This window comes from Kitasatospora sp. NPDC023176 (genome assembly GCF_055560495.1).
In genome coordinates, this window is the sequence record NZ_JBVHIP010000006.1 from 88,412 (window position 1) to 107,209 (window position 18,798).

18 protein-coding genes are annotated in these 18,798 nt (G+C 74.2%); 14 read left to right on the forward strand and 4 right to left on the reverse strand.

The features are described from left to right. Positions 1–80: 80 nt before the first annotated feature. The gene (locus tag ACZ3YL_RS11490; RefSeq protein ID WP_188304364.1) at positions 81–530 is read right to left on the reverse strand and encodes a hypothetical protein; all 450 of its coding nucleotides are present in this window, start codon (positions 528–530) and stop codon (positions 81–83) included. A 168-nt stretch (positions 531–698) separates the two neighbouring features. On the opposite strand from ACZ3YL_RS11490, the gene proC reads away from it, so the two are divergent. The 7 genes from proC to ACZ3YL_RS11525 all read left to right on the forward strand — a co-directional run bounded on the left by proC (position 699) and on the right by ACZ3YL_RS11525 (position 7,154). Continuing rightward, positions 699–1,526, forward strand: coding sequence for a pyrroline-5-carboxylate reductase (proC, locus tag ACZ3YL_RS11495; RefSeq protein ID WP_465656808.1), 828 nt, complete (start codon positions 699–701; stop codon positions 1,524–1,526). A 143-nt stretch (positions 1,527–1,669) separates the two neighbouring features. Then, on the forward strand, positions 1,670–2,920 hold the full coding sequence (locus ACZ3YL_RS11500; protein ID WP_188304366.1) for an MFS transporter: 1,251 nt from the start codon (positions 1,670–1,672) through the stop codon (positions 2,918–2,920). Between the two features lie 50 nt (positions 2,921–2,970). Further along, positions 2,971–4,167, forward strand: a complete 1,197-nt coding sequence (locus tag ACZ3YL_RS11505; RefSeq protein WP_465656811.1) for an acetoin utilization protein AcuC — start codon at positions 2,971–2,973, stop codon at positions 4,165–4,167. Between the two features lie 225 nt (positions 4,168–4,392). Next, the gene (locus ACZ3YL_RS11510; protein WP_045699258.1) at positions 4,393–4,602 is read left to right on the forward strand and encodes a helix-turn-helix domain-containing protein; all 210 of its coding nucleotides are present in this window, start codon (positions 4,393–4,395) and stop codon (positions 4,600–4,602) included. 190 nt (positions 4,603–4,792) lie between these two features. Further along, a complete protein-coding gene (locus tag ACZ3YL_RS11515) occupies positions 4,793–4,891 on the forward strand; it encodes a 30S ribosomal protein bS22 (protein ID WP_003948845.1) in 99 nt (32 codons plus the stop codon). Between the two features lie 150 nt (positions 4,892–5,041). After that, entirely contained in the window at positions 5,042–6,139 is a 1,098-nt protein-coding gene (locus tag ACZ3YL_RS11520) for an NAD-dependent epimerase/dehydratase family protein (protein ID WP_188304368.1), read from the forward strand. 7 nt (positions 6,140–6,146) lie between these two features. After that, positions 6,147–7,154, forward strand: coding sequence for a lysophospholipid acyltransferase family protein (locus ACZ3YL_RS11525; protein ID WP_223242132.1), 1,008 nt, complete (start codon positions 6,147–6,149; stop codon positions 7,152–7,154). Between the two features lie 106 nt (positions 7,155–7,260). Here ACZ3YL_RS11525 and ACZ3YL_RS11530 read toward each other — a convergent pair whose 3' ends face one another. The 3 genes from ACZ3YL_RS11530 to ACZ3YL_RS11540 all read right to left on the reverse strand — a co-directional run bounded on the left by ACZ3YL_RS11530 (position 7,261) and on the right by ACZ3YL_RS11540 (position 11,339). Further along, a complete protein-coding gene (locus tag ACZ3YL_RS11530; protein ID WP_465656814.1) occupies positions 7,261–8,556 on the reverse strand; it encodes a DUF5667 domain-containing protein in 1,296 nt (431 codons plus the stop codon). A gap of 276 nt (positions 8,557–8,832) precedes the next feature. After that, entirely contained in the window at positions 8,833–9,654 is an 822-nt protein-coding gene (locus ACZ3YL_RS11535; RefSeq protein WP_188307914.1) for an ECF subfamily RNA polymerase sigma factor, BldN family, read from the reverse strand. A 614-nt stretch (positions 9,655–10,268) separates the two neighbouring features. Further along, entirely contained in the window at positions 10,269–11,339 is a 1,071-nt protein-coding gene (locus ACZ3YL_RS11540) for an HAD family hydrolase (RefSeq protein ID WP_465656816.1), read from the reverse strand. A gap of 113 nt (positions 11,340–11,452) precedes the next feature. Here ACZ3YL_RS11540 and ACZ3YL_RS11545 point away from each other — a divergent pair, with 113 nt between their 5' ends. The 7 genes from ACZ3YL_RS11545 (at position 11,453) to hemB (ending at position 18,745) form a co-directional block, all read left to right on the forward strand. Further along, positions 11,453–11,728 carry a glutaredoxin family protein gene (locus ACZ3YL_RS11545; protein WP_465656818.1) on the forward strand — a complete coding sequence of 92 codons (276 nt, stop codon included), beginning with the start codon at positions 11,453–11,455 and terminating at the stop codon, positions 11,726–11,728. 187 nt (positions 11,729–11,915) lie between these two features. Further along, positions 11,916–12,629 carry a 3'-5' exonuclease gene (locus tag ACZ3YL_RS11550; protein WP_465656820.1) on the forward strand — a complete coding sequence of 238 codons (714 nt, stop codon included), beginning with the start codon at positions 11,916–11,918 and terminating at the stop codon, positions 12,627–12,629. Between the two features lie 107 nt (positions 12,630–12,736). Further along, positions 12,737–13,633, forward strand: a complete 897-nt coding sequence (locus ACZ3YL_RS11555) for a redox-sensing transcriptional repressor Rex (RefSeq protein WP_188309851.1) — start codon at positions 12,737–12,739, stop codon at positions 13,631–13,633. Between the two features lie 25 nt (positions 13,634–13,658). Further along, on the forward strand, positions 13,659–14,999 hold the full coding sequence (locus ACZ3YL_RS11560; protein WP_188309843.1) for a glutamyl-tRNA reductase: 1,341 nt from the start codon (positions 13,659–13,661) through the stop codon (positions 14,997–14,999). 41 nt (positions 15,000–15,040) lie between these two features. Then, on the forward strand, positions 15,041–16,045 hold the full coding sequence (hemC, locus tag ACZ3YL_RS11565; RefSeq protein WP_465656822.1) for a hydroxymethylbilane synthase: 1,005 nt from the start codon (positions 15,041–15,043) through the stop codon (positions 16,043–16,045). Continuing rightward, positions 16,042–17,688, forward strand: coding sequence for a bifunctional uroporphyrinogen-III C-methyltransferase/uroporphyrinogen-III synthase (locus tag ACZ3YL_RS11570; RefSeq protein ID WP_188309841.1), 1,647 nt, complete (start codon positions 16,042–16,044; stop codon positions 17,686–17,688). The genes hemC and ACZ3YL_RS11570 overlap by 4 nt, the downstream gene beginning before the upstream one ends. Before the next feature lie 76 nt (positions 17,689–17,764). Next, positions 17,765–18,745, forward strand: coding sequence for a porphobilinogen synthase (hemB, locus tag ACZ3YL_RS11575; protein ID WP_188309840.1), 981 nt, complete (start codon positions 17,765–17,767; stop codon positions 18,743–18,745). Positions 18,746–18,798 lie beyond the last annotated feature (53 nt).

The window sequence follows — 18,798 nt, forward strand, 5'->3', positions numbered from 1 at the left end:
GTTCACCGGTGTTTGTCCGAAAACGTACCCCCGGTCAGAACGTCGCCGCGGTCAGAACGCACCCCCGGGTCGAGGGCGGCTCAGCCCTTGCCGCGGGCCTGCTTCACCGAGCCCACCACTCCGGCGATCGCCAGCAGGATGCCGGCCGGGAGCAGGGAGACGAAGAAGGCGCCGAACAGCCCGGCGTCGCCGAGGAACAGCTGCGCCAGCATGTTCAGCACCAGCAGTCCGCCGGCCGCCGGGAGGGCGGACTTCCAGGGGTGCGCCTCGGCCCAGCGGCGCAGCCGCCGCTCGGCGGTGTCGCGGCGAAGCTGGCCGCCCACGCTGCCGACCAGGAAGAAGAAGAACAGGGCCCAGCCGGCTGGTCCGGCCAGCATGCTCAGCGACCAGTTCCCGGAGATCGCCTCGATCCCCAGGGACGTCGCCCCCACCACCGCGCCGACTCCCGCGGCCGTCCGCCACGGGCCCACCGTCGCCGCGGCGACCGCGAGTTGCCGGTTCTCTCGTCGGGACATTCCGTCGTGTGCCATGGCTCCACGGTGCGCCCGCGCGGGCCGGGAGGCCATAGGGGAAACCCCCGAGTTTTCTCCCTAGGGGCAACGGGACCACCGGCCACCGGGGACCACGGACCGGACGGGCCCGACGGGCGTCGCCGCACAGTGCGAGGATGGCCGCAGTACCGAGGCAAGGAGCGGACCATGGGCAGCAGCGCAGCGCACGGGCGGAAGATCGCCTTCCTGGGCACCGGCAAGATCGGCGAGGCCCTGCTCTCAGGCCTGCTGCGGGCCGGTACGGACCCGTCGGACGTCCTGGTGACCGCTCGCCGACCGGAGCGCGCGGCCGAACTCGCCGACCGCTACGGCGTGGTCGCCGTCTCCAACGCCGAGGCCGCCAAGCTGGCCGACACCCTGATCCTGGCGGTCAAGCCGCAGGACATGGGCAGTCTGCTGGAGGAACTGGCCCCGCACATCAGCCCGGACCGGCTGGTGATCTCGGCGGCGGCCGGCGTCCCGACCGTCTGGTTCGAGGAGCGGCTGGCGGCCGGCACCCCGGTGGTCCGGGTGATGCCCAACACGCCGGTGCTGGTGGACGAGGGGATGAGCGTCATCTCCGGCGGCTCGCACGCGCGGGAGGAGCACCTGGCGCGCGCGGAGGAGATCTTCAGCTCGGTCGGCAAGGCGCTGCGGCTGCCGGAGTCCCAGCAGGACGCGGCCACCGCGCTGTCCGGCTCCGGCCCGGCCTACTTCTACTTCCTGGTCGAGGCGATGACGGACGCGGGCATCCTGCTCGGCCTGCCCCGGCAGGTGGCGCACGACCTGATCGTGCAGTCCGCGATCGGTGCCTCGGTGATGCTGCGCGACTCCGGCGAGCACCCGGTGAAGCTGCGCGAGGCGGTCACCTCCCCGGCCGGCACCACCATCGCGGCCATCCGCGAGCTGGAGAACCACGGGGTGCGGGCCGCGCTGCTGGGTGCCCTGGAGGCGGCCCGGGACCGCTCCCGGGAGCTGGCCTCCGGCGGGAAGTAGCCCGCGGGCACCGGCCGCGGAAGTCCTTGCACGACCCCTCCCGCAAAGGCGGCGCACCGCCTACGCTCTCGGCCAACATCGTTCTACCGGCCGGTAGCGGGGTCCGTACGCGGGCCAGCGCGGGCCCGTGCGTGGAGGTCCGTATGAGTGCCGCACCGCCCGTACCGCCCGGCCGTCCCGCCACGCCCCCGGTGGCGCCCGGCCTGCGCGTCGGGCGGGCCGCGCTCGCCGGCAGCTTCCTGCTGCAGGGCACCACCTTCGCGCTGCTGGTCACCTGCATCCCGGAGATCCAGCACCGGTACGGGCTGAGCGACGGACTGCTGCCGGTCTTCCTGGCCGCGGTGCCGATCCTGGCCGGGGTGGGCTCGATCCTCTCCGAGCAGCTGGTGAAGCGCACCGGCGCCCGGGCCGTGCTGCGGGCCGTCCAGCCGGCCGTCTGCCTCAGCCTGGCGGGCGCCGGGCTCGGCGACTCGCTGTGGCAACTCGCCCTCGCGCTCGGTGCGTTCGGGCTGCTGGTGGGGGCGCTGGACGCCAGTATGAACATGCTCGGCGTGGGCCTGCAGCACCGCTACGGCCGCTCGATCATGATCGGCTTCCATGCCGCGTTCAGCCTCGGCGGCATCCTCGGCGCGGCGATCGCGGGCCTCGGCTCGCACTATGACCTCGGGCTGCCAGTGCTGTTCGGCACGGCCGCGGCGGTGATCGCGCCGCTCGCGGTGCTGACCGGCACCCTCCCCCAGCCTTCGGCCGGGGGGACCCCCACCGCCGGCCCGGCCGAACTCGGCGACGCCGTCCGGGAGGCCGCGGCGGCCGCCGCCCGGTCCATCCCCTGGCGTCCGCTGCTGCCGCTCTGCCTGGCGATGGCCTTCGCCTACATCGCGGACGCCTCGGTCTCCAACTACAGCGTCAAGTACCTCACCGACGGGCTGGGCAGCCGCGAGGACCTCGCCAAGCTGTCCTACCTCGGCTACATGGTCGCGATGCTGCTCGGCCGGGCCCTGGGGGACCGCGCGGTGCAGCGCTTCGGCGCCGTCCCGGTGGTGCGCGGCGGCGCCGCGCTGGCCGCGCTCGGCTTCGGGCTGGCCGCCGTGGCACCCGCCCCCTGGGCCGGCATCGCCTCGTTCACCGTGCTCGGCTTCGGCATCTGCGCGATCATCCCGCAGGTGTTCGCGGCCGGCGGCCGGCTCTTCCCGGCCGACTCGGACGCCGCCGTGGCCCGGCTCAACCTCTTCAACTACGTGGGTTTCCTGGTCGGTTCGCCCCTGGTCGGGGCGATCGCCGCCGCCGGCTCGTACCGCTGGGCGCTGCTCGCCCCGATGTTGCTGGTGCTCGCGGTGCTGCCGCTCGCCGAGCGCTTCGCCCCCGCGCCCGCGGTCGCCCCCGCCGCCGCGTGACGGCGGGGGTTCGGTAGGGCCCGACGCCCCCACCCACTACGGTGGAGGCCATGCCCGAAGCCGAGCGTGACACCCCCTGTGGCCTGCACCTCTTCTGGGACGAGGCCGTCACCGCCTACGACTTCGGCCCCGGCCACCCGATGGACCCGACCCGGCTGGCGCTCACCATGCGCCTGGTCGAGGATCTCGGACTGGCCGCCGGGCCCGGGGTGACCGTCCGGTCCGCGCCGCCCGCAGGCGAGTCCACCCTGCGGCTGGTGCACACCGGGGAGTACGTCGAGGCGGTCAAGCACGCCGCCGCACACCCCGAGCAGACCGACCCCCGGCACGGGCTCGGCACCGACGACAACTGGGCCTTCCCGGCCGTCCACACGGCCTCCGCGCTGATCGCCGGCCAGTCGGTGGCCGCCGCCGAGGCGGTCTGGCGCGGCGAGGCCCCGCACGCCGTCAACTTCGCCGGCGGCCTGCACCACGCGATGCCCGGCAAGGCCTCCGGTTTCTGCATCTACAACGACCCGGCCCTGGCCATCGCCCGGCTGCTCGAACTCGGCGCCGAGCGGGTCGCCTACGTCGACGTGGACGTCCACCACGGCGACGGCGTCCAGGAGGCGTTCTGGAACGACCCCCGGGTGCTGACCGTCTCGCTGCACGAGCACCCGGCCACCCTCTTCCCGCAGACCGGCTGGCCCACCGAGACCGGCGGCCCCGACGCCCCCGGCTCCGCCGCCAACCTGCCGCTGCCGGCCGGCACCGGCGACACCGGCTGGCTGCGCGCCTTCCACGCCCTGGTGCCCGAGCTGCTCGCCGCCTTCCAGCCGCAGGTCCTGGTCACCCAGCACGGCGCGGACACCCACCTGGAGGACCCGCTCGCCCACCTCGCCGTCACCGTGGACGCCCAGCGGCTGATCGCCGAGGAACTGCACGAGCTGGCCCACCGGCTCACCGGCGGCCGCTGGGTGGCCACCGGCGGGGGCGGCTACGCCGTGGTGGACGTCGTCCCGCGGACCTGGACCCACCTGGTCGCCACCGCCGCCGGGAGACCCGTCGACCCGGCCACCGAGACCCCCGACAGCTGGCGCGCCGAGGTCCACCGCCGCACCCGCGGCCCGGCCCCGCTACGGATGACCGACGGCGCCCGGCCGGTCTGGCGCGACTTCGACGAGGGTTACGATCCGGCGGACCGACTCGATCAGGCCATCCTCGCCAGCCGCCGCGCGGTGTTCCCCCACCACGGTCTGCTGGCCTGAAACCGCCTCCCCGGCCACGCGCCGGACGGGCCGTGCGTACGCCCCCTGGGGCGATCCGCCGAGTGACTACGTACTGCAACGGTCCTATCTCTCACCGTACGAGGACTGCACCTCCCCTCTTCCCACTGGTACCACCCATAACTACTCTGGGGATACACGTGTGCCGGTGGAGTCACCGGAGGGGAAGCCGGTGCCTTGCACACGGGTAAGGGTCGGGTGATGGTCATGAGTTCCGTCGAGCGTCCCCTGCAGGAAGTCGTCTTCCTGACCGTGGCCGAGGTTGCCGCGGTCATGCGGGTGTCCAAGATGACCGTGTACCGGTTGGTGCACAGCGGAGAGCTGCCGGCCATCCGGGTCGGGCGGTCCTTCCGGGTGCCCCAGCAGGCGGTGCACGAGTATCTCAAGGAGTCCTACGTGCGGCTTGAGAGCGCGTAGCCGACGGGCGGGCGGGGGCGGGTCCACAGCCGTGGATCCGTCCCCGTTCGCCCCGGATTTCCCCCGAGTTTCCCGGTCACGGGGAGCGCGATTACGGCCCCGGCCACGCGGACGGTAGGCTAGGCCCTCACGTCAGTCGTATGGACTCCGTCTCTCACGGACGAGAGTCTCAGTGAGCGAGGGTTGTTCCGTGGGCTCTGTCATCAAGAAGCGTCGCAAGCGTATGGCCAAGAAGAAGCACCGCAAGCTTCTCAAGCGCACTCGCGTTCAGCGTCGCAACAAGAAGTAAGCGCCCCCGGCCGCGCCCAGCGCGCCCAGCGCTTCCACCGCCCGTCCTGGCCCTCGTGGCCAGGGCGGGCGGTGTCGTCTCCCGGCCCGGTGGCCCGGCGCGGTACGGTGCACGCAGGCCGCTCGGGCCGAGGGAATGGGGTGCAGCACCGTGGGCGTGGTCGTGCTCGTCACCGGCGTGGCACGCCATCTCGGTGCCCGTTTCGCCGCCGAGCTCCGCCGCCGGCCGGGGGTGGACCGGGTCGTCGGCGTGGACGTGCAGCCGCCCCGGCTGCCGGTCGAGGAGCCGGCCGGACCGGCCGCGCCGTACACCTTCCACCAGCTCGACCTGCGCCGGCCCGCGGTCTCCCGGGTGATCGCCGAGCACCGGGTGGACACCGTGGTGCACCTGAGCGTCAGCGCCACCGGACTGGGCTCCACCAACCGCTCCGCGGTGAAGGAGTCCAACGTCATCGGCACCATGCAGCTGCTCGGCGCCTGCCAGAAGGCGCCCGGGGTGCGCCGGCTGGTCGTGAAGTCCACCACAGGCGTCTACGGCTCCGCGCCCCGCGACCCGGCGGTGTTCAGCGAGCGGATCCAGCCGAAGGACCCGCCCGGCGGCGGCTTCGCCAAGGACGCGGCCGAGGTCGAGGGCTATGTGCGCGGCTTCGCCCGGCGCCGGCCGGACGTCGCGGTGACGGTGCTGCGCTTCGCCAACATCGTCGGCCCCGGCGCCGACACCCCGCTCAGCGAGTACTTCGCGCTGCCGGTGCTGCCGACCGTGCTCGGCTACGACCCCAGGCTGCAGTTCGTCCACGAGGACGACGCCGTCGCGGTGCTCTGCCGGGCCGCCGACGAGCCCGTGCCGGGCACCGTCAACACCGGCACCCTCAACGTGGCGGGCGAGGGCGTGCTGCTGCTCTCCCAGTGCGCCCGCCGGCTCGGCCGGCCCACCCTGCCGCTGCTGCTGCCCGCGGTCAGCTGGATGGCCGCGCTGGCCCGGCAGACCCGGCTGGTGGACGTCTCGCCGGAGCAACTGCGGCTGCTCACCCACGGCCGGGTGGTGGACACCACGCGGCTGCGGGAGACCTTCGGCTACCGCCCGGCGTTCAGCACCCCGGAGGCGTTCGCCGACTTCGCCGCCGCCCTGGACCCCGGCCTGCTGCCGCCCGAGCGGCTGGCCGCCGTCACCGACCGGCTGACCGCCCTGCTCGGCCCGGAAAGCCCTGCGACCGCCGTACCGAACCGCCCCCACCGCCCGAGGAGCTGAGCCCGCGATGAGTGCCGCCGCCGAGAACACGCCGGAGACGGCCAAGGTCATCCCGATCGAGTCCGCCCCCAGCTGGACCTCGCCCGAGGGCCCCGGCCTGGCCGACCGGCTCGCCGGGGCCGTCGGCGGGGCGCTGTCCGGGCAGCTCGGCCCGGCGGCCACCCGGCTGTTCGGCAAGGGCTGGGAGGGCCGGGCCACCGAGGGGCTGGCCTTCCTGCGCCGCCGGATCACCGGCGACTACGAGGTCGACGAGTTCGGCTTCGACCGGGAGCTGACCGAGGAGGTGCTGCTCTCGCTGCTGCGCCCGCTGGCCGAGAAGTACTTCCGGATCGACGTCCAGGGGATCGAGAACATCCCGGCCGAGGGCGGCGCGCTGATCGTCGCCAACCACTCCGGCACCATCCCGCTGGACGCCCTGATGACCCAGGTGGCCATCCACGACCACCACCCGCACCACCGGCACCTGCGGATGCTCGCCGCCGACCTGGTCTTCGTGCTGCCGGGCGTCAACGAGCTGGCCCGCAAGGCCGGCCACACCCTCGCCTGCAACGAGGACGCCCAGGCGCTGCTGGAGCGCGGCGAGGTGGTCGGGGTCTGGCCGGAGGGCTTCAAGGGCATCGGCAAGCCGTTCTCGGAGCGCTACAAGCTCCAGCGCTTCGGCCGCGGCGGCTTCGTCTCCTCGGCGCTGCGGGCGCGGGTGCCGATCGTGCCGTGCTCGATCGTCGGGGCGGAGGAGACCTACCCGATGATCGGCAACGTCAAGACGCTGGCCCGGCTGCTCGGCCTGCCGTACGTGCCGGTCACGCCGACCTTCCCGTGGCTGGGGCCGCTCGGGGTGCTGCCGCTGCCGACCAAGTGGACGATCCGCTTCGGCGAGCCGATCGCCACCGACGGCTACCCGGCGGAGGCGGCGGACGATCCGATGCTGGTCTTCGACCTGGCCGACGAGGTGCGGGAGACCATCCAGCACACCCTCTACCAGCTGCTGGTGCAGCGGCGCTCGGTGTTCTTCTGACCCCGATCGGCCCCGATAGACCCCGATCGCCCTGATGGCCCTTGATCGGCCTCGAAGCGGCGGGGCCCCGGCGGAACGCGTCCGCCGGGGCCCCGCCGCATTTCGCTCAGCTGCCGCCGAGGATCCGCAGCCCGGGCAGCAGGCCCGGGACCAGCGGGGGCACGTCCACGCCCTGCTGGGCGCCGCTCGGCGTGCTGGGCGCACCGGACGGCTGCTGCGGCACCTGCGGCGGGGCCGCGTCGGCGCTCGGCGAGGGCCGACCGGCGCCGGTGAGCCCGCTGGTGAGGTCGCCGACCAGGCCGTTGACGGCGTCCGGGGCGCTGCTGGGCAGGGTGCTGGGCAGCCCGCCGCCCTTGGCGCCGCTGCCGGCCGTGCCACCGGCGTCGGCCGGGGAGCGGTCGGTGCTTCCGGGGCGGTTGCCGGTCCCGCCCTGGGGCTGCCCGGAGCCGGGCGCGGCGCCGGAGCCGTTCGCTCCGGGGCCGGCCGGGGATCCGCCGGTCGAGGAGGACGAGTCGTCGCCCGCTCCGGGGCCGGCCGTGCCACCGCTCTTGGCGGGGGGCTGGGCCAGGCGCAGGGGCGCGACGTCCTCGCTTATGTCGTCGAAGAGCCGGTTCACCAGGTCGGCCTGCTCGGTGAGTTGGACCGGCAGCCGGCCCTGCAGTTCGCTCCAGCGGCCGTCCTCGTCGTGGGCGAAGCCCGCCAGCGCGCGCATCGGGTCCAGCGAGCCGTTGCTGCGGTAGACCGAGCGCAGCAGGTCGCGGCCCTTGAGGGCGTCGGCGTGCATGTCGTCCAGCGCCCGGCGGACCCGGTCGACGGTGCCCGGGCTGAGCCCGGTGGTCGAACCGGTCTGCCCGACCAGGGCGTTGGCCTCGCCGAGTCGGGTGGCGGCGTTGCCGAGCAGCAGCTCGCCGCGTTCCGAGTCGGAGTCCGCCAGGTCCAGCCGGAGCCCTTCGAGGCCGCGCTTCATCCCGTACAGCGTGTCCCCGGGGAGGGCGTTGGAACTCGCGGCGGCGGCCCCGGCCAGGCTGCCGACGGCGAGCCCGGCGACCAGCCCGCCGATCGCGAAGCGGCGGCTCCACCGGCCGCGCGGCGCCGTCCGGATCGCCCGGTGGCGGCGCTGGCGGGGCACCGCGGCACCTGGTCCGCCAGCGAAGACCTGCTCGAACGCGGCCATCAGCTGGGCGCGTTGGACCGTCCGGACCTCCTGGTCCAGAGCCGGCCCGGGCAGTGCCCCCAGCGCGTCGGCCAGACCGACCAGCTCGGCCATCGCGACCGAACCGGACTCACCGGCAGCGGTGTTGGCCGATTCGGCGGTGGCCGCGCGGCGTTGCTCCGCCTGGTGGGCCTCCAGCGCCTCGGCGAAGGCCTTCGCCCGCCGGTGCTCCAGCACGTTTGCCGTCACGGGCCACACCTCCCTTCGTCGTTGTCGACACCCCGGCCTGCCGGACGGTTGCCCCGGCGGGCCAAAGCCACTCCATCGGGTGACAGGTCGCAATTCGGCTTGACCGTACGCCTGGTGGGGGCTTGCACGCTGGCCAACGAGCGGTGCGGGCGGTCGGTTACGCACGGCTGATCATCGGACCGACCGTTCACCCGGACGTGTCGGTCGGGCACGAGTGGTGACGGGCCGTCGGGACGGGTCCGTCGCCGGGCTATCGCCCCCTCGGTCACCGCCGCCTCACCGCGCGTCGGGCGGGAGGAGCCGGGCCAGGGTGCGGACGGCGCGGTACTGGAGGGTCTTGATGGCCCCCTCGTTCTTGCCCATGATCCGCGCGGTCTCGGCCACCGAGAGGCCCTGGAGGAAGCGCAGCGTCACGCACTCCTGCTGCTGGGGGTTGAGCCGGTGCACCGCGTCCAGCAGGGCGGCGTTGGAGAGCGACTCCAGCACCGACTCCTCCGGGCTGCGCTCGCACTCGTTGGAGTCGAGCATCTCGCCGGTGGTGACCTCCAGCCGGAACCGGCTGGACTTGAAGTGGTCGGCGACCAGGTTGCGGGCGATGGTGACCAGCCAGGCGCCGAAGTCCCGGCCCTGCCAGGTGAAGGTGCCGATCCGGCGCAGCGCGCGCAGGAACGTCTCACTGGTGAGGTCCTCGGCGGTGGCCCGGCTGCCGACCCGGTAGTAGATGTACCGGTAGACGGTGTCCGCGTAGTGGTCGTAGAGCCGGCCGAAGGCCTCGCTCTCGCCGGCCTGGGCCCGCTCGACCAGCTCCATGATCGGGTTGTGCTCGGTCTCGTAGCCGGGGCTCGGCGCGGTGCGGGTGCGGCTGCGGCCGGCGCCGGTGCTGCCGGTGCGGCCCCGCGAGCCGGTGCCGGCCGAGCCGGCGGCGGTGGTGCGCAGCGCCGTCCCGGGGCCGTGCTGGTGGCCGAACGGCCCGCCGGCGGGCACGAGTTGGGGCGTGACGGCGAACTGGCTGTGGAGCAGCGTGCGCAACAGGTCCAGGCCGGTGGAGATCTGCCGCTCGGCGGCCGGGCGGCCGCGGAGGCCGGTGCGGGGGCGCAGGGGCGCGGACGACGGGCGGGAGGGTGCAGGCGCGTCGTTCCGGACGGGTGGGTACACGGGACTCCCAGAGGCAGAACTGTGGACGGATCACCTCCGCCTGCGCGGAGAGCACTCCCCATGACATCCGTTCGAGCGGGATGCATGGGTGACGTGCATCCAGGAGAGAATAACGCTTTGTGCAATGACAGCTACACCGTGTGGTCGAAGTGGTCGTTTGGGATCCATTTGTTGTGCATATTCGGCTGACACTGACCGGAGATGTCATCGTTCATCCGGCTCAACGTGACCGTTCGGGCGCCCAGGGTGACCAATTCGGCGGTACTGCGGGCGGTTTCCCAGCCTTGGGGCTCGGCAACCCCTGACTTTCCCGGCCTGGCGAACGATCAGAACCGGTCACCGGGTGACAGGTTCGTACAACGCGTCCGGATGGCCGTGTCGGAGCTGGGAGTTCGCTCGTACGAGCGGCCAGGTCAGGGCCATGATTGACGCCTTCTCACCCGTGCGGGGGAGTGGCAGAAACGGTTCCCTGGACGGGAGTCCGGCGGGTTCCGGCCGGGAGCCGGACCGGATCCGACGGGAGTTCAGCCGGAGTTCGTCCGGACTCCGGCAGGAGTTCAGCCGTGCCGACGCCGCCGCCGCAGCGCCACCCCGGCCGCCGCCGCCCCGGCCAGCACCCCGAGCGCGGCCGCCGCCGGCAGCCCCACCCGGGCCGCCTTCCGGCCGGTCCGGAAGTCGCGCACCCGCCAGCCCTGCGCCCGGGCGTGCCGCCGCAGCGCGCCGTCCGGGTTCACCACGTACGGGTGGCCGACCAGCGAGAGCATCGGGATGTCGTTGGCGGAGTCGCTGTAGGCGGCGCAGCGGTCGAGGTCCAGCCGCTCGCGCCGGGCCAGCGCGTTCACCGCGGCGGCCTTGGCCGGGCCGTGCAGCAGGTCGCCGACCAGCCGTCCGGTGTAGTGGCCGTCCCGGGCCTCGGCGACGGTGCCCAGCGCGCCGGTCATGCCGAGCCGCCGGGCGATGATCCGGGCCACCTCCAGCGGGGCGGCGGTCACCAGCCAGACCCGCTGGCCGGCGTCCAGGTGCATCTGGACCAGGGCGCGGGTGCCGGGCCAGATCTTGTCGGCGACGACCTGCTCGAAGACCTCCTCGCAGATCACCTCCAGGTCGGCGGTGCGCTTGCCGGCGACGATGCCGAGGGCGGTGTTCCGGGCGTCCGAGATGTGGTCCGGGTCCTCGGTGCCGTTCAGCCGGAAGAGCGCCTGCTGCCAGGCGAAGCGGGCGATGTCGCGGCGGGTGAGGAAGCCGTGCCGGTAGAGGCCGACGCCGAGGTAGAAGATCGCGGCGCCGCGCAGGATGGTGTTGTCGCAGTCGAAGAAGGCGGCGGCGCGCGGGTCGTCCTGGTCGGGGGTGTGGTTCCCGGCCGGCGGCTTGGGGGCCTTTCCGGGCCTGCCCGCGGCCGGGGTGTCCGGCTTCGCCTCCGCGGCCGCCTCGGGGGCGTCCGTCCCGGGGCCGCTTCCGGCGGTGTCGTTCCCCGCGGGGGCGTCCACGAGGGTGTCGCCGATGGCGGGGGAGAGCAGCGGCTCGGCGCGCAGCGCGGCCTCGGCGGCCGCCGCCGCGGCCTCGCCCGCCAGAGCGCTCCGCTCGGTGGTGGAGCGCCTCGCCTGGGTGAGCCTTCGGAGCACGGCCATGTCATCGAGCATATCCAGCCGGGCGGGGAGCGGCCGTGACGGAGCCGTGCCCGTGCGGTGAACAGCTCCCCGCCGCCCCGGGGCGGCGGGTGGGCAGCCGCCACAATGGCGGGGTGAGCCCACTGCTGCGACGTAAGAGCCCCGAGCCGACGGACCGTACCGTGACCCTGGTCGGCAAGCCCGGCTGCCACCTGTGCGACGAGGCCCGGGAGGTGATCGTCCGGGTGACGGCGGAGCTGGGCGCGGCCTTCGAGGAGAAGGACATCACCCAGGACGAGGAGCTGTACCGCCGCTACTGGGAGCAGATCCCGGTCACCCTGATCGACGGTCGCCAGCACGACTTCTGGCGGGTCGACGAGAGCCGGCTGCGCAAGGCCCTGGGGGCCTGAGCGGGCCCTCGGGCGTGCACCACCGCCCCCGCCGACCGGCGGGGGCGGTTCGCCGAATCGTTGCCAAAGACACTCCGTCCGGGCTTGGGGCGGGGCGCCCCGGTCGGCTTACGATCGAACGCGTTTGCGCCCGTGGGGGGCTGAGCACACGAGGAGTGCCGCCATGCTTCCCCGCCCGGTCCCAGGGATGCCCGGAGGTTCCGAGGGCTTCGCGGTGGTGGACGTGGAGGCGACCGGCCGCAGTCCGTGGCGGCACCGGGTGGTCGAGGTGGCGGTGGTGCTGCTGGACGCCCGGCTCCGCCCCGAGGGCGAGTTCGCGACCCTGCTGGACCCGCTGGGCCCGGTCGGCCCGACCCATGTGCACCGGATACGCCAGGCCGACGTCGAGGGCGCCCCGCGCTTCCGGGAGATCGCCCCCCGGCTGCTGGAGCTGCTGGCCGGCCGGGTGCTGGTCGGCCATCACGTCAGTTGCGACCACGCCTTCCTGGACCGCGAATTCGCCCGGATCGGGGTGGCGCTGCCGCCCGTCCCGCTGCTGTGCACGATGGGGCTGGCCCGCGCCCACCTGCCGGAGGCCCGTGGCCACGGCCTGGCGGCCTGTGCGGAGGCGGCCGGTCTGGGCTGGTTCCCGGCGCACACCGCGCTGGGCGACGCCCGGGTGACGGCGGCGCTGCTGCGGCACTGCGCGGGTGCCCCGTCCTGCCCGCCGGACGACTGGACCGGCCCGCTGCGCGAGGCTGCCCGAGTGCCCTGGCCGCGGCTGGGCCGGGCCCGTTCCCGCCCGTCCGGCGACGCCGTCCCGCTGGTGCGCCGGGAGGCGCCGTACGGCCCCTGGCTGCCCGGTCCCGCGGCCCCGGAGGTCGTTCCGACGCAGGCCGGTGCTATGGGTTCGACGGCGTGATGCGCATCACTGTGCCAGGACAAAACGGACACCATCTTTGTGCACACGTTCACAAACGCTTAGCCTGGCTGCCAAAGCCCAGCTTCACCCACAGGAGCACCGTGGCAATCGGCCGATCACCACAGAGCAGTTCGCAGACGCCCGACCAGGGCGCCGCGCGCCGACCCTCGCGCGCCCGGGGCATCCCGGAGGCGACCGTCGCCCGGCTTCCCCTCTACCTGCGGGCCCTCACCGCGCTCTCCGAGCGCTCGGTGCCGACCGTCTCCTCCGAGGAGCTGGCCGCCGCGGCCGGCGTGAACTCGGCCAAGCTGCGCAAGGACTTCTCCTACCTCGGCTCCTACGGCACCCGCGGCGTCGGCTACGACGTCGAGTACCTCGTCTACCAGATCTCCCGCGAGCTCGGTCTGACCCAGGACTGGCCGGTCGTCATCGTCGGCATCGGGAACCTCGGCCACGCCCTCGCCAACTACGGCGGCTTCGCCTCCCGCGGGTTCCGGGTCGCCGCCCTGTTGGACGCCGACCCCAACGTGGTCGGTTCCACCGCCGCGGGGCTGCCGGTGCGCCACATGGACGAGCTGGAGGCGATCGTCGAGAGCCAGCACGTCTCGATCGGTGTGATCACCACCCCGCCCGGCGCCGCCCAGCAGGTGTGCGACCGGCTGGTCGAGGCGGGCGTCACCAGCATCCTCAACTTCGCCCCGACCGTGCTGACCGTCCCGGACGGCGTGGACGTGCGCAAGGTGGACCTCTCCATCGAGCTGCAGATCCTCGCCTTCCACGAGCAGCGCAAGGCCGGCGAGGAGACCGACCGCACCGAGTCCGTGCTGGACCGCGCCCCCGGCCCGGTCCGGGCGGCCGCGGCCAAGCTGCGCCGGGCGGCCGGCGGCAGCGGCAAGGGCCGCGGCGGCGCCGAGCCGGAGGCCAACGACCAGGCCGAGCAGTCGGCCAAGGGCAAGTCCGCCAAGGGCGGCGAGGGCGAGCTGTCCGCGGTGATGCCCGCATGAACACCGAAAGCTGTGGGGGACGGGCATGAGTCTTCTCGTCGTCGGACTGAGCCACCGGACGGCGTCGGTCGGCGTGCTGGAGCGCGCCGCGCTGACCGGTGAGGTCCCGACCCGGCTGCTGCACGACGCGGCCGCGTCCTCGACCGTCGCCGAGGCCGCGCTGCTCAACACCTGCAACCGGATCGAGCTGTACGCGGACGTGGACAAGTTCCACGCGGGCGTCGCCGAGCTGTCGCTGCTGCTGGCCCACCACAGCGGGGTGGACCTGGAGGAGCTGACCTCCCACCTGTACGTCCACTACGAGGACCGCGCCGTCCACCACCTCTTCTCGGTGGCCTGCGGCCTGGACTCGATGGTGGTCGGCGAGGGCCAGATCCTCGGCCAGCTGCGCGACGCGCTGGCCAAGGCCCAGGACGAGCACACCGCCGGGCGCGGCCTGAACGAGCTGTTCCAGCAGGCCCTGCGGGTCGGCAAGCGGGCGCACAGCGAGACCGGCATCGACAAGGCCGGCCAGTCGCTGGTCACCTTCGGCCTGGAGCAGGTCGCCGCGGGCGCGGGCGGGATCGCCGGCAAGCGCGCGCTGGTGGTCGGGGCCGGCTCGATGAGCTCGCTGGCCGCCGCCACCCTGGTCCGCTCCGGGGTCACCGACCTGCTGATCGCCAACCGCACCCCGGCCCGCGCCGAGCGCCTGGTGGAGATCCTCGGCCCGGACGTGGCCCGCGCCCTGGACCTCGCCAAGGTGCCCGAGGCGCTGGCCGACGTCGACCTGGTGATCTCCTGCACCGGCGCGGCCGGTGTGGTGGTCCGGGCCGAGGACGTGGCCGCCGCCGTCGCCTCCCGCACGTCCCCCGAGCCGCTGGCGCTGCTCGACCTCGCCATGCCGCGCGACGTCGACCACGCCGTGCACGAGCTGGCCGGCGCCCTGCTGGTCGACCTGGAGAGCCTCTCCCACGCGCACGCCGCCAGCCCCGGCGCCGGCGACGTCGACGAGGTCACCCGGATCGTCTCCGACGAGGTGACCGCCTTCGGCGCCGCCCAGCGGGCCGCCCGGATCGCGCCGACCGTGGTCGCCCTGCGGGCGATGGCCTCCGACGTGGTCGCCGCCGAACTGGGCCGGCTGGACTCCCGGCTGCCCGACCTGGACGAGCGCTCCCGCGCCGAGATCACCCAGACCGTCCGTCGCGTCGTCGACAAGCTGCTGCACGCCCCGACCGTCCGGGTGAAGCAGCTGGCCGCCGAGCCCGGCGGCGCCTCCTACGCGGACGCCCTGCGCGAGCTGTTCGACCTCGACCCGGCAGCCGTGCACGCCGTGTCGGGCACGCCCGTCGGCGGCCGCCCCCAGCCTTCGGCCGGGAGCACCAGATGAACCGTCAGCCATCCCACGAGTACCACCGGGACGATCACCTCATGAATGGTCAACCGCTCACCGAGCAGGCTCCGGCCGCCGCCCTGCGCCTCGGCACCCGGCGCAGCGCGCTCGCCATGGCCCAGTCGGGCATGGTCGCCCGCGAGGTGACCAGGCTCACCGGCCGCCCCGTCGAGCTGGTCGAGATCACCACCTACGGCGACACCTCCCGGGAGGCGCTCGCGCAGATCGGCGGCACCGGCGTGTTCGTCTCCGCGCTGCGGGACGCCCTGCTGGAGGGCCGGATCGACTTCGCCGTGCACTCGCTCAAGGACCTGCCCACCGCCGCCCCCGAGGGTCTGGCGCTGGCCGCCGTCCCCGTGCGCGAGGACGCCCGGGACGCCCTGGTCGCCGCCGAGGGCCTGACCCTGGACGAGCTGGTGGAGAAGCTGGCCGGGGCCGGCCGCCCGGCCCGGATAGGCACCGGCTCCCCACGCCGGATGGCCCAGCTGAACGCCTGGGCCCGGGCCCGCGAGGCCCAGCTGGAGACCGTCGCGATCCGCGGCAACGTGGACACCCGGATCGGCTACGTGAGCGCCGGCGAGCTGGACGCCGTGGTGCTGGCCACCGCCGGACTCAACCGGCTCGGCCGCAGCGCCGAGATCTCCCAGCACCTCGACCACGAGCTGATGCTCCCGGCCCCCGGCCAGGGCGCGCTGGCGATCGAGTGCACCACCGCCAACGCTGAGCTGACCGCCGCGCTCGCCCTGCTGGACCACGCCCCCACCAGGGTCGCCGTGGCCGCCGAGCGCGCCCTGCTGGCCGCCCTGGAGGCCGGCTGCTCGGCCCCGGTGGCCGCACTGGCCACCTGGGGCCGGGAGAACGAACTGCAGCTGGACGGCGTGGTCGGCGACCCCGACGGCACCGCCCTGCTGAAGATGTCCGCCAACGGTCCGATCGTCCTCGACGAGACCGCCGAGCGGCAGGCGCGGGCCCTCGGCCACGCCCTGGCCGTCCGGCTGCTCGACGCGGGCGCGGCCACCCTGATGGGGGAGCGAGCCCGATGAGCCCCACCGCCGCCACCGACGCCCTGTTCCCCGCCGGGCAGCCCACCGGACGGTGCACCTTCCTGGGGGCGGGCCCCGGTGACCCGGGCCTGCTGACCCTGCGCGCCGTCGAGGTGCTGTCCTCGGCCGACGTCCTGGTCGCCGACCCGCTGACCGCCGCGGCCGTGCGCACCCACTGCCCGGCCGGCGTGCAGGTGCACGCCCCGGCCGCCGAGGGCACCGACTTCGACCTGGCCAAGCTGGTCGCCGACGCCGTCCGGGCCGGCAAGCACGTGGTCCGCACCGTCGACGGCGACCCGGGCCTGGACGGCTGCGCCGCCGAGGAGATGCTCAGCTGCGCGGGCGACGGGATCCCCTTCGAGGTGATCCCGGGCGTCGCCCAGTCGGTCGGCGTCCCGGCGTACGCGGGCGTCCCGCTGCGCGGCGCGACCGGCACCGACGTCCGCTTCGTGGACGGCGGCCAGCTGCTGTCCGGCGCCCCGGTCGACCTGGGCGCGCCGGAGACCACCCTGGTGGTCCGCACCACCCTGGGCCAGCTGCCGGCCACCGCGAGCGCGCTGGTCTCCAACGGCCGCAAGCCGGAGTCGGCGCTGAGCGCCACCCTCTCCGGCACCACCACCCGCCAGCGCACCTTCACCTCCACGCTGTCCACCATCGCGGCCGACCTCAAGGTGGCCCGGGTGCTGCCCTCGCCGGTCTCCGCCCCGGTGGACCCGGCGACCTCGGTGATAGCCGTGGTGGGCGAGCAGGTCGCCCACCGCGCCTCGCACTCGTGGTTCGAGACCAAGCCGCTGTTCGGCTGGAACGTCCTCGTGCCGCGCACCAAGGAGCAGGCCCACGGCCTGTCCGAGCAGCTGCGCTCGTACGGCGCGGTGCCGCAGGAGGTGCCGACCATCGCGGTCGAGCCGCCGCGCACCCCGCAGCAGATGGAGCGGGCCATCAAGGGCCTGGTCACCGGCCGCTACGAGTGGATCGCCTTCACCTCGGTGAACGCCGTCCGCGCCGTCCGGGAGAAGTTCGAGGAGTACGGCCTGGACGCCCGGGCGTTCGCCGGGATCAAGGTCGCGGCGGTCGGCGAGACCACCGCCCAGGCCCTGGTGGACTTCGGCGTGAAGCCGGACCTGGTGCCCTCCGGCGAGCAGTCCGCCGCCGGGCTGCTGGAGGACTGGCCGCCGTACGACCCGGTCTTCGACCCGATCGACCGGGTGCTGCTGCCGCGCGCCGACATCGCCACCGAGACCCTGGTGGCCGGCCTGGTCGAGCTCGGCTGGGAGGTCGACGACGTGACGGCGTACCGGACGGTGCGCGCCTCGCCGCCGCCGGCCGAGACCCGGGAGGCGATCAAGGGCGGCGGCTTCGACGCGGTGCTGTTCACCTCGTCCTCGACCGTCCGGAACCTGGTCGGCATCGCCGGCAAGCCGCACAACGTCACGGTCATCGCCTGCATCGGTCCGGCCACCGCCAAGACCGCCGAGGAGCACGGCCTGCGGGTCGACGTGATGGCCCCGGCGCCGTCGGCGGCCGCGCTGGCCCAGGCACTGGCAGACTTCGGGGCCAGGCGCCGGGACACCGCGACGGCCGCGGGCGAGCCGGTCTACCGGCCCAGCGAGCGCCGTCCGGGCTCCCGCCGCAAGGCCCGCTGAGGGTACCCCCAACTATGGTGTCGGGGGCGGCGGTTCGCCGCCCCCAGCGCTGCACAACCGTTCGGAGAGAGAAGCCGTGTCCGCTGAATTCCCGTACGTTCGCCCGCGCCGGCTGCGGCAGAGCCCGGCGATGCGCCGACTGGTCGCCGAGACCCGGCTGCACCCGGCGGAGCTGGTCCTGCCGCTGTTCGTCCGCGAGGGTGTCAGCGAGCCCGTCCCGGTCTCCTCGATGCCGGGCGTGGTCCAGCACACCCGCGACACCCTGCGCAAGGCCGTCGTCGAGGCGGCCGAGGCGGGCCTCGGCGGCGTCATGCTGTTCGGCGTCCCGGCCGTGCAGGACGCGATCGGCAGCGAGGGCACCAACCCGGACGGTATCCTCCAGCGGGCGATCCGGGACGTGGTCGCCGAGGTCGGCGACGCCCTGGTGGTCATGTCCGACCTCTGCCTGGACGAGTACACCGACCACGGCCACTGCGGGGTACTGGCCGCCGACGGCAGCGTGGACAACGACGCCACCCTGGAGCGCTACGCCGAGATGGCCCGGGTGCAGGCCGACGCGGGCGTTCACCTGGTCGGCCCGTCCGGCATGATGGACGGTCAGATCGCCGTCATCCGGCGGGCGTTGGACGAGGCGGGGCACCAGGACACCGGCATCCTCGCCTACACCGCCAAGTACGCCTCGGCCTTCTACGGCCCGTTCCGCGAGGCGGTCGGCTCCTCGCTCAAGGGCGACCGCAAGGCCTACCAGCAGGACCCGGCCAACGCCCGCGAGGCGCTGCGCGAGCTGGAGCAGGACCTCGCCGAGGGCGCCGACCTGGTGATGGTCAAGCCGGGCATGGCCTACCTGGACATCCTGCGCCAGATCGCCGACGCCTCCCCGGTGCCGGTCTCCGCGTACCAGGTGTCCGGCGAGTACGCGATGGTCGAGGCCGCCGCCGCGAACGGCTGGATCGACCGGGAGCGGATGATCATGGAGACGCTCACCTCGCTCCGCCGGGCCGGCGCCGAGCAGATCCTCACCTACTGGGCCGTCGAGGCCGCCGGGATGCTCAAGTAGCGGACCCCGCACAGCGGAAGGCCGGGCCACCCCCCGACGGGGGCGACCCGGCC

Bases quoted from the DNA above. Each gene is read 5' to 3' on its own strand.
- ACZ3YL_RS11500 (WP_188304366.1), top strand. From the start codon at position 1,670: ATGAGTGCCGCACCGCCCGTACCGCCCGGCCGTCCCGCCACGCCCCCG.
- proC (WP_465656808.1), top strand. From the start codon at position 699: ATGGGCAGCAGCGCAGCGCACGGGCGGAAGATCGCCTTCCTGGGCACC.
- ACZ3YL_RS11560 (WP_188309843.1), top strand. From the start codon at position 13,659: ATGAGTCTTCTCGTCGTCGGACTGAGCCACCGGACGGCGTCGGTCGGC.
- ACZ3YL_RS11490 (WP_188304364.1), bottom strand. From the start codon at position 530: ATGGCACACGACGGAATGTCCCGACGAGAGAACCGGCAACTCGCGGTC.
- ACZ3YL_RS11570 (WP_188309841.1), top strand. From the start codon at position 16,042: ATGAGCCCCACCGCCGCCACCGACGCCCTGTTCCCCGCCGGGCAGCCC.
- ACZ3YL_RS11550 (WP_465656820.1), top strand. From the start codon at position 11,916: ATGCCCGGAGGTTCCGAGGGCTTCGCGGTGGTGGACGTGGAGGCGACC.
- ACZ3YL_RS11540 (WP_465656816.1), bottom strand. From the start codon at position 11,339: ATGGCCGTGCTCCGAAGGCTCACCCAGGCGAGGCGCTCCACCACCGAG.
- ACZ3YL_RS11505 (WP_465656811.1), top strand. From the start codon at position 2,971: ATGCCCGAAGCCGAGCGTGACACCCCCTGTGGCCTGCACCTCTTCTGG.
- ACZ3YL_RS11525 (WP_223242132.1), top strand. From the start codon at position 6,147: ATGAGTGCCGCCGCCGAGAACACGCCGGAGACGGCCAAGGTCATCCCG.
- hemC (WP_465656822.1), top strand. From the start codon at position 15,041: ATGAATGGTCAACCGCTCACCGAGCAGGCTCCGGCCGCCGCCCTGCGC.
- ACZ3YL_RS11510 (WP_045699258.1), top strand. From the start codon at position 4,393: ATGAGTTCCGTCGAGCGTCCCCTGCAGGAAGTCGTCTTCCTGACCGTG.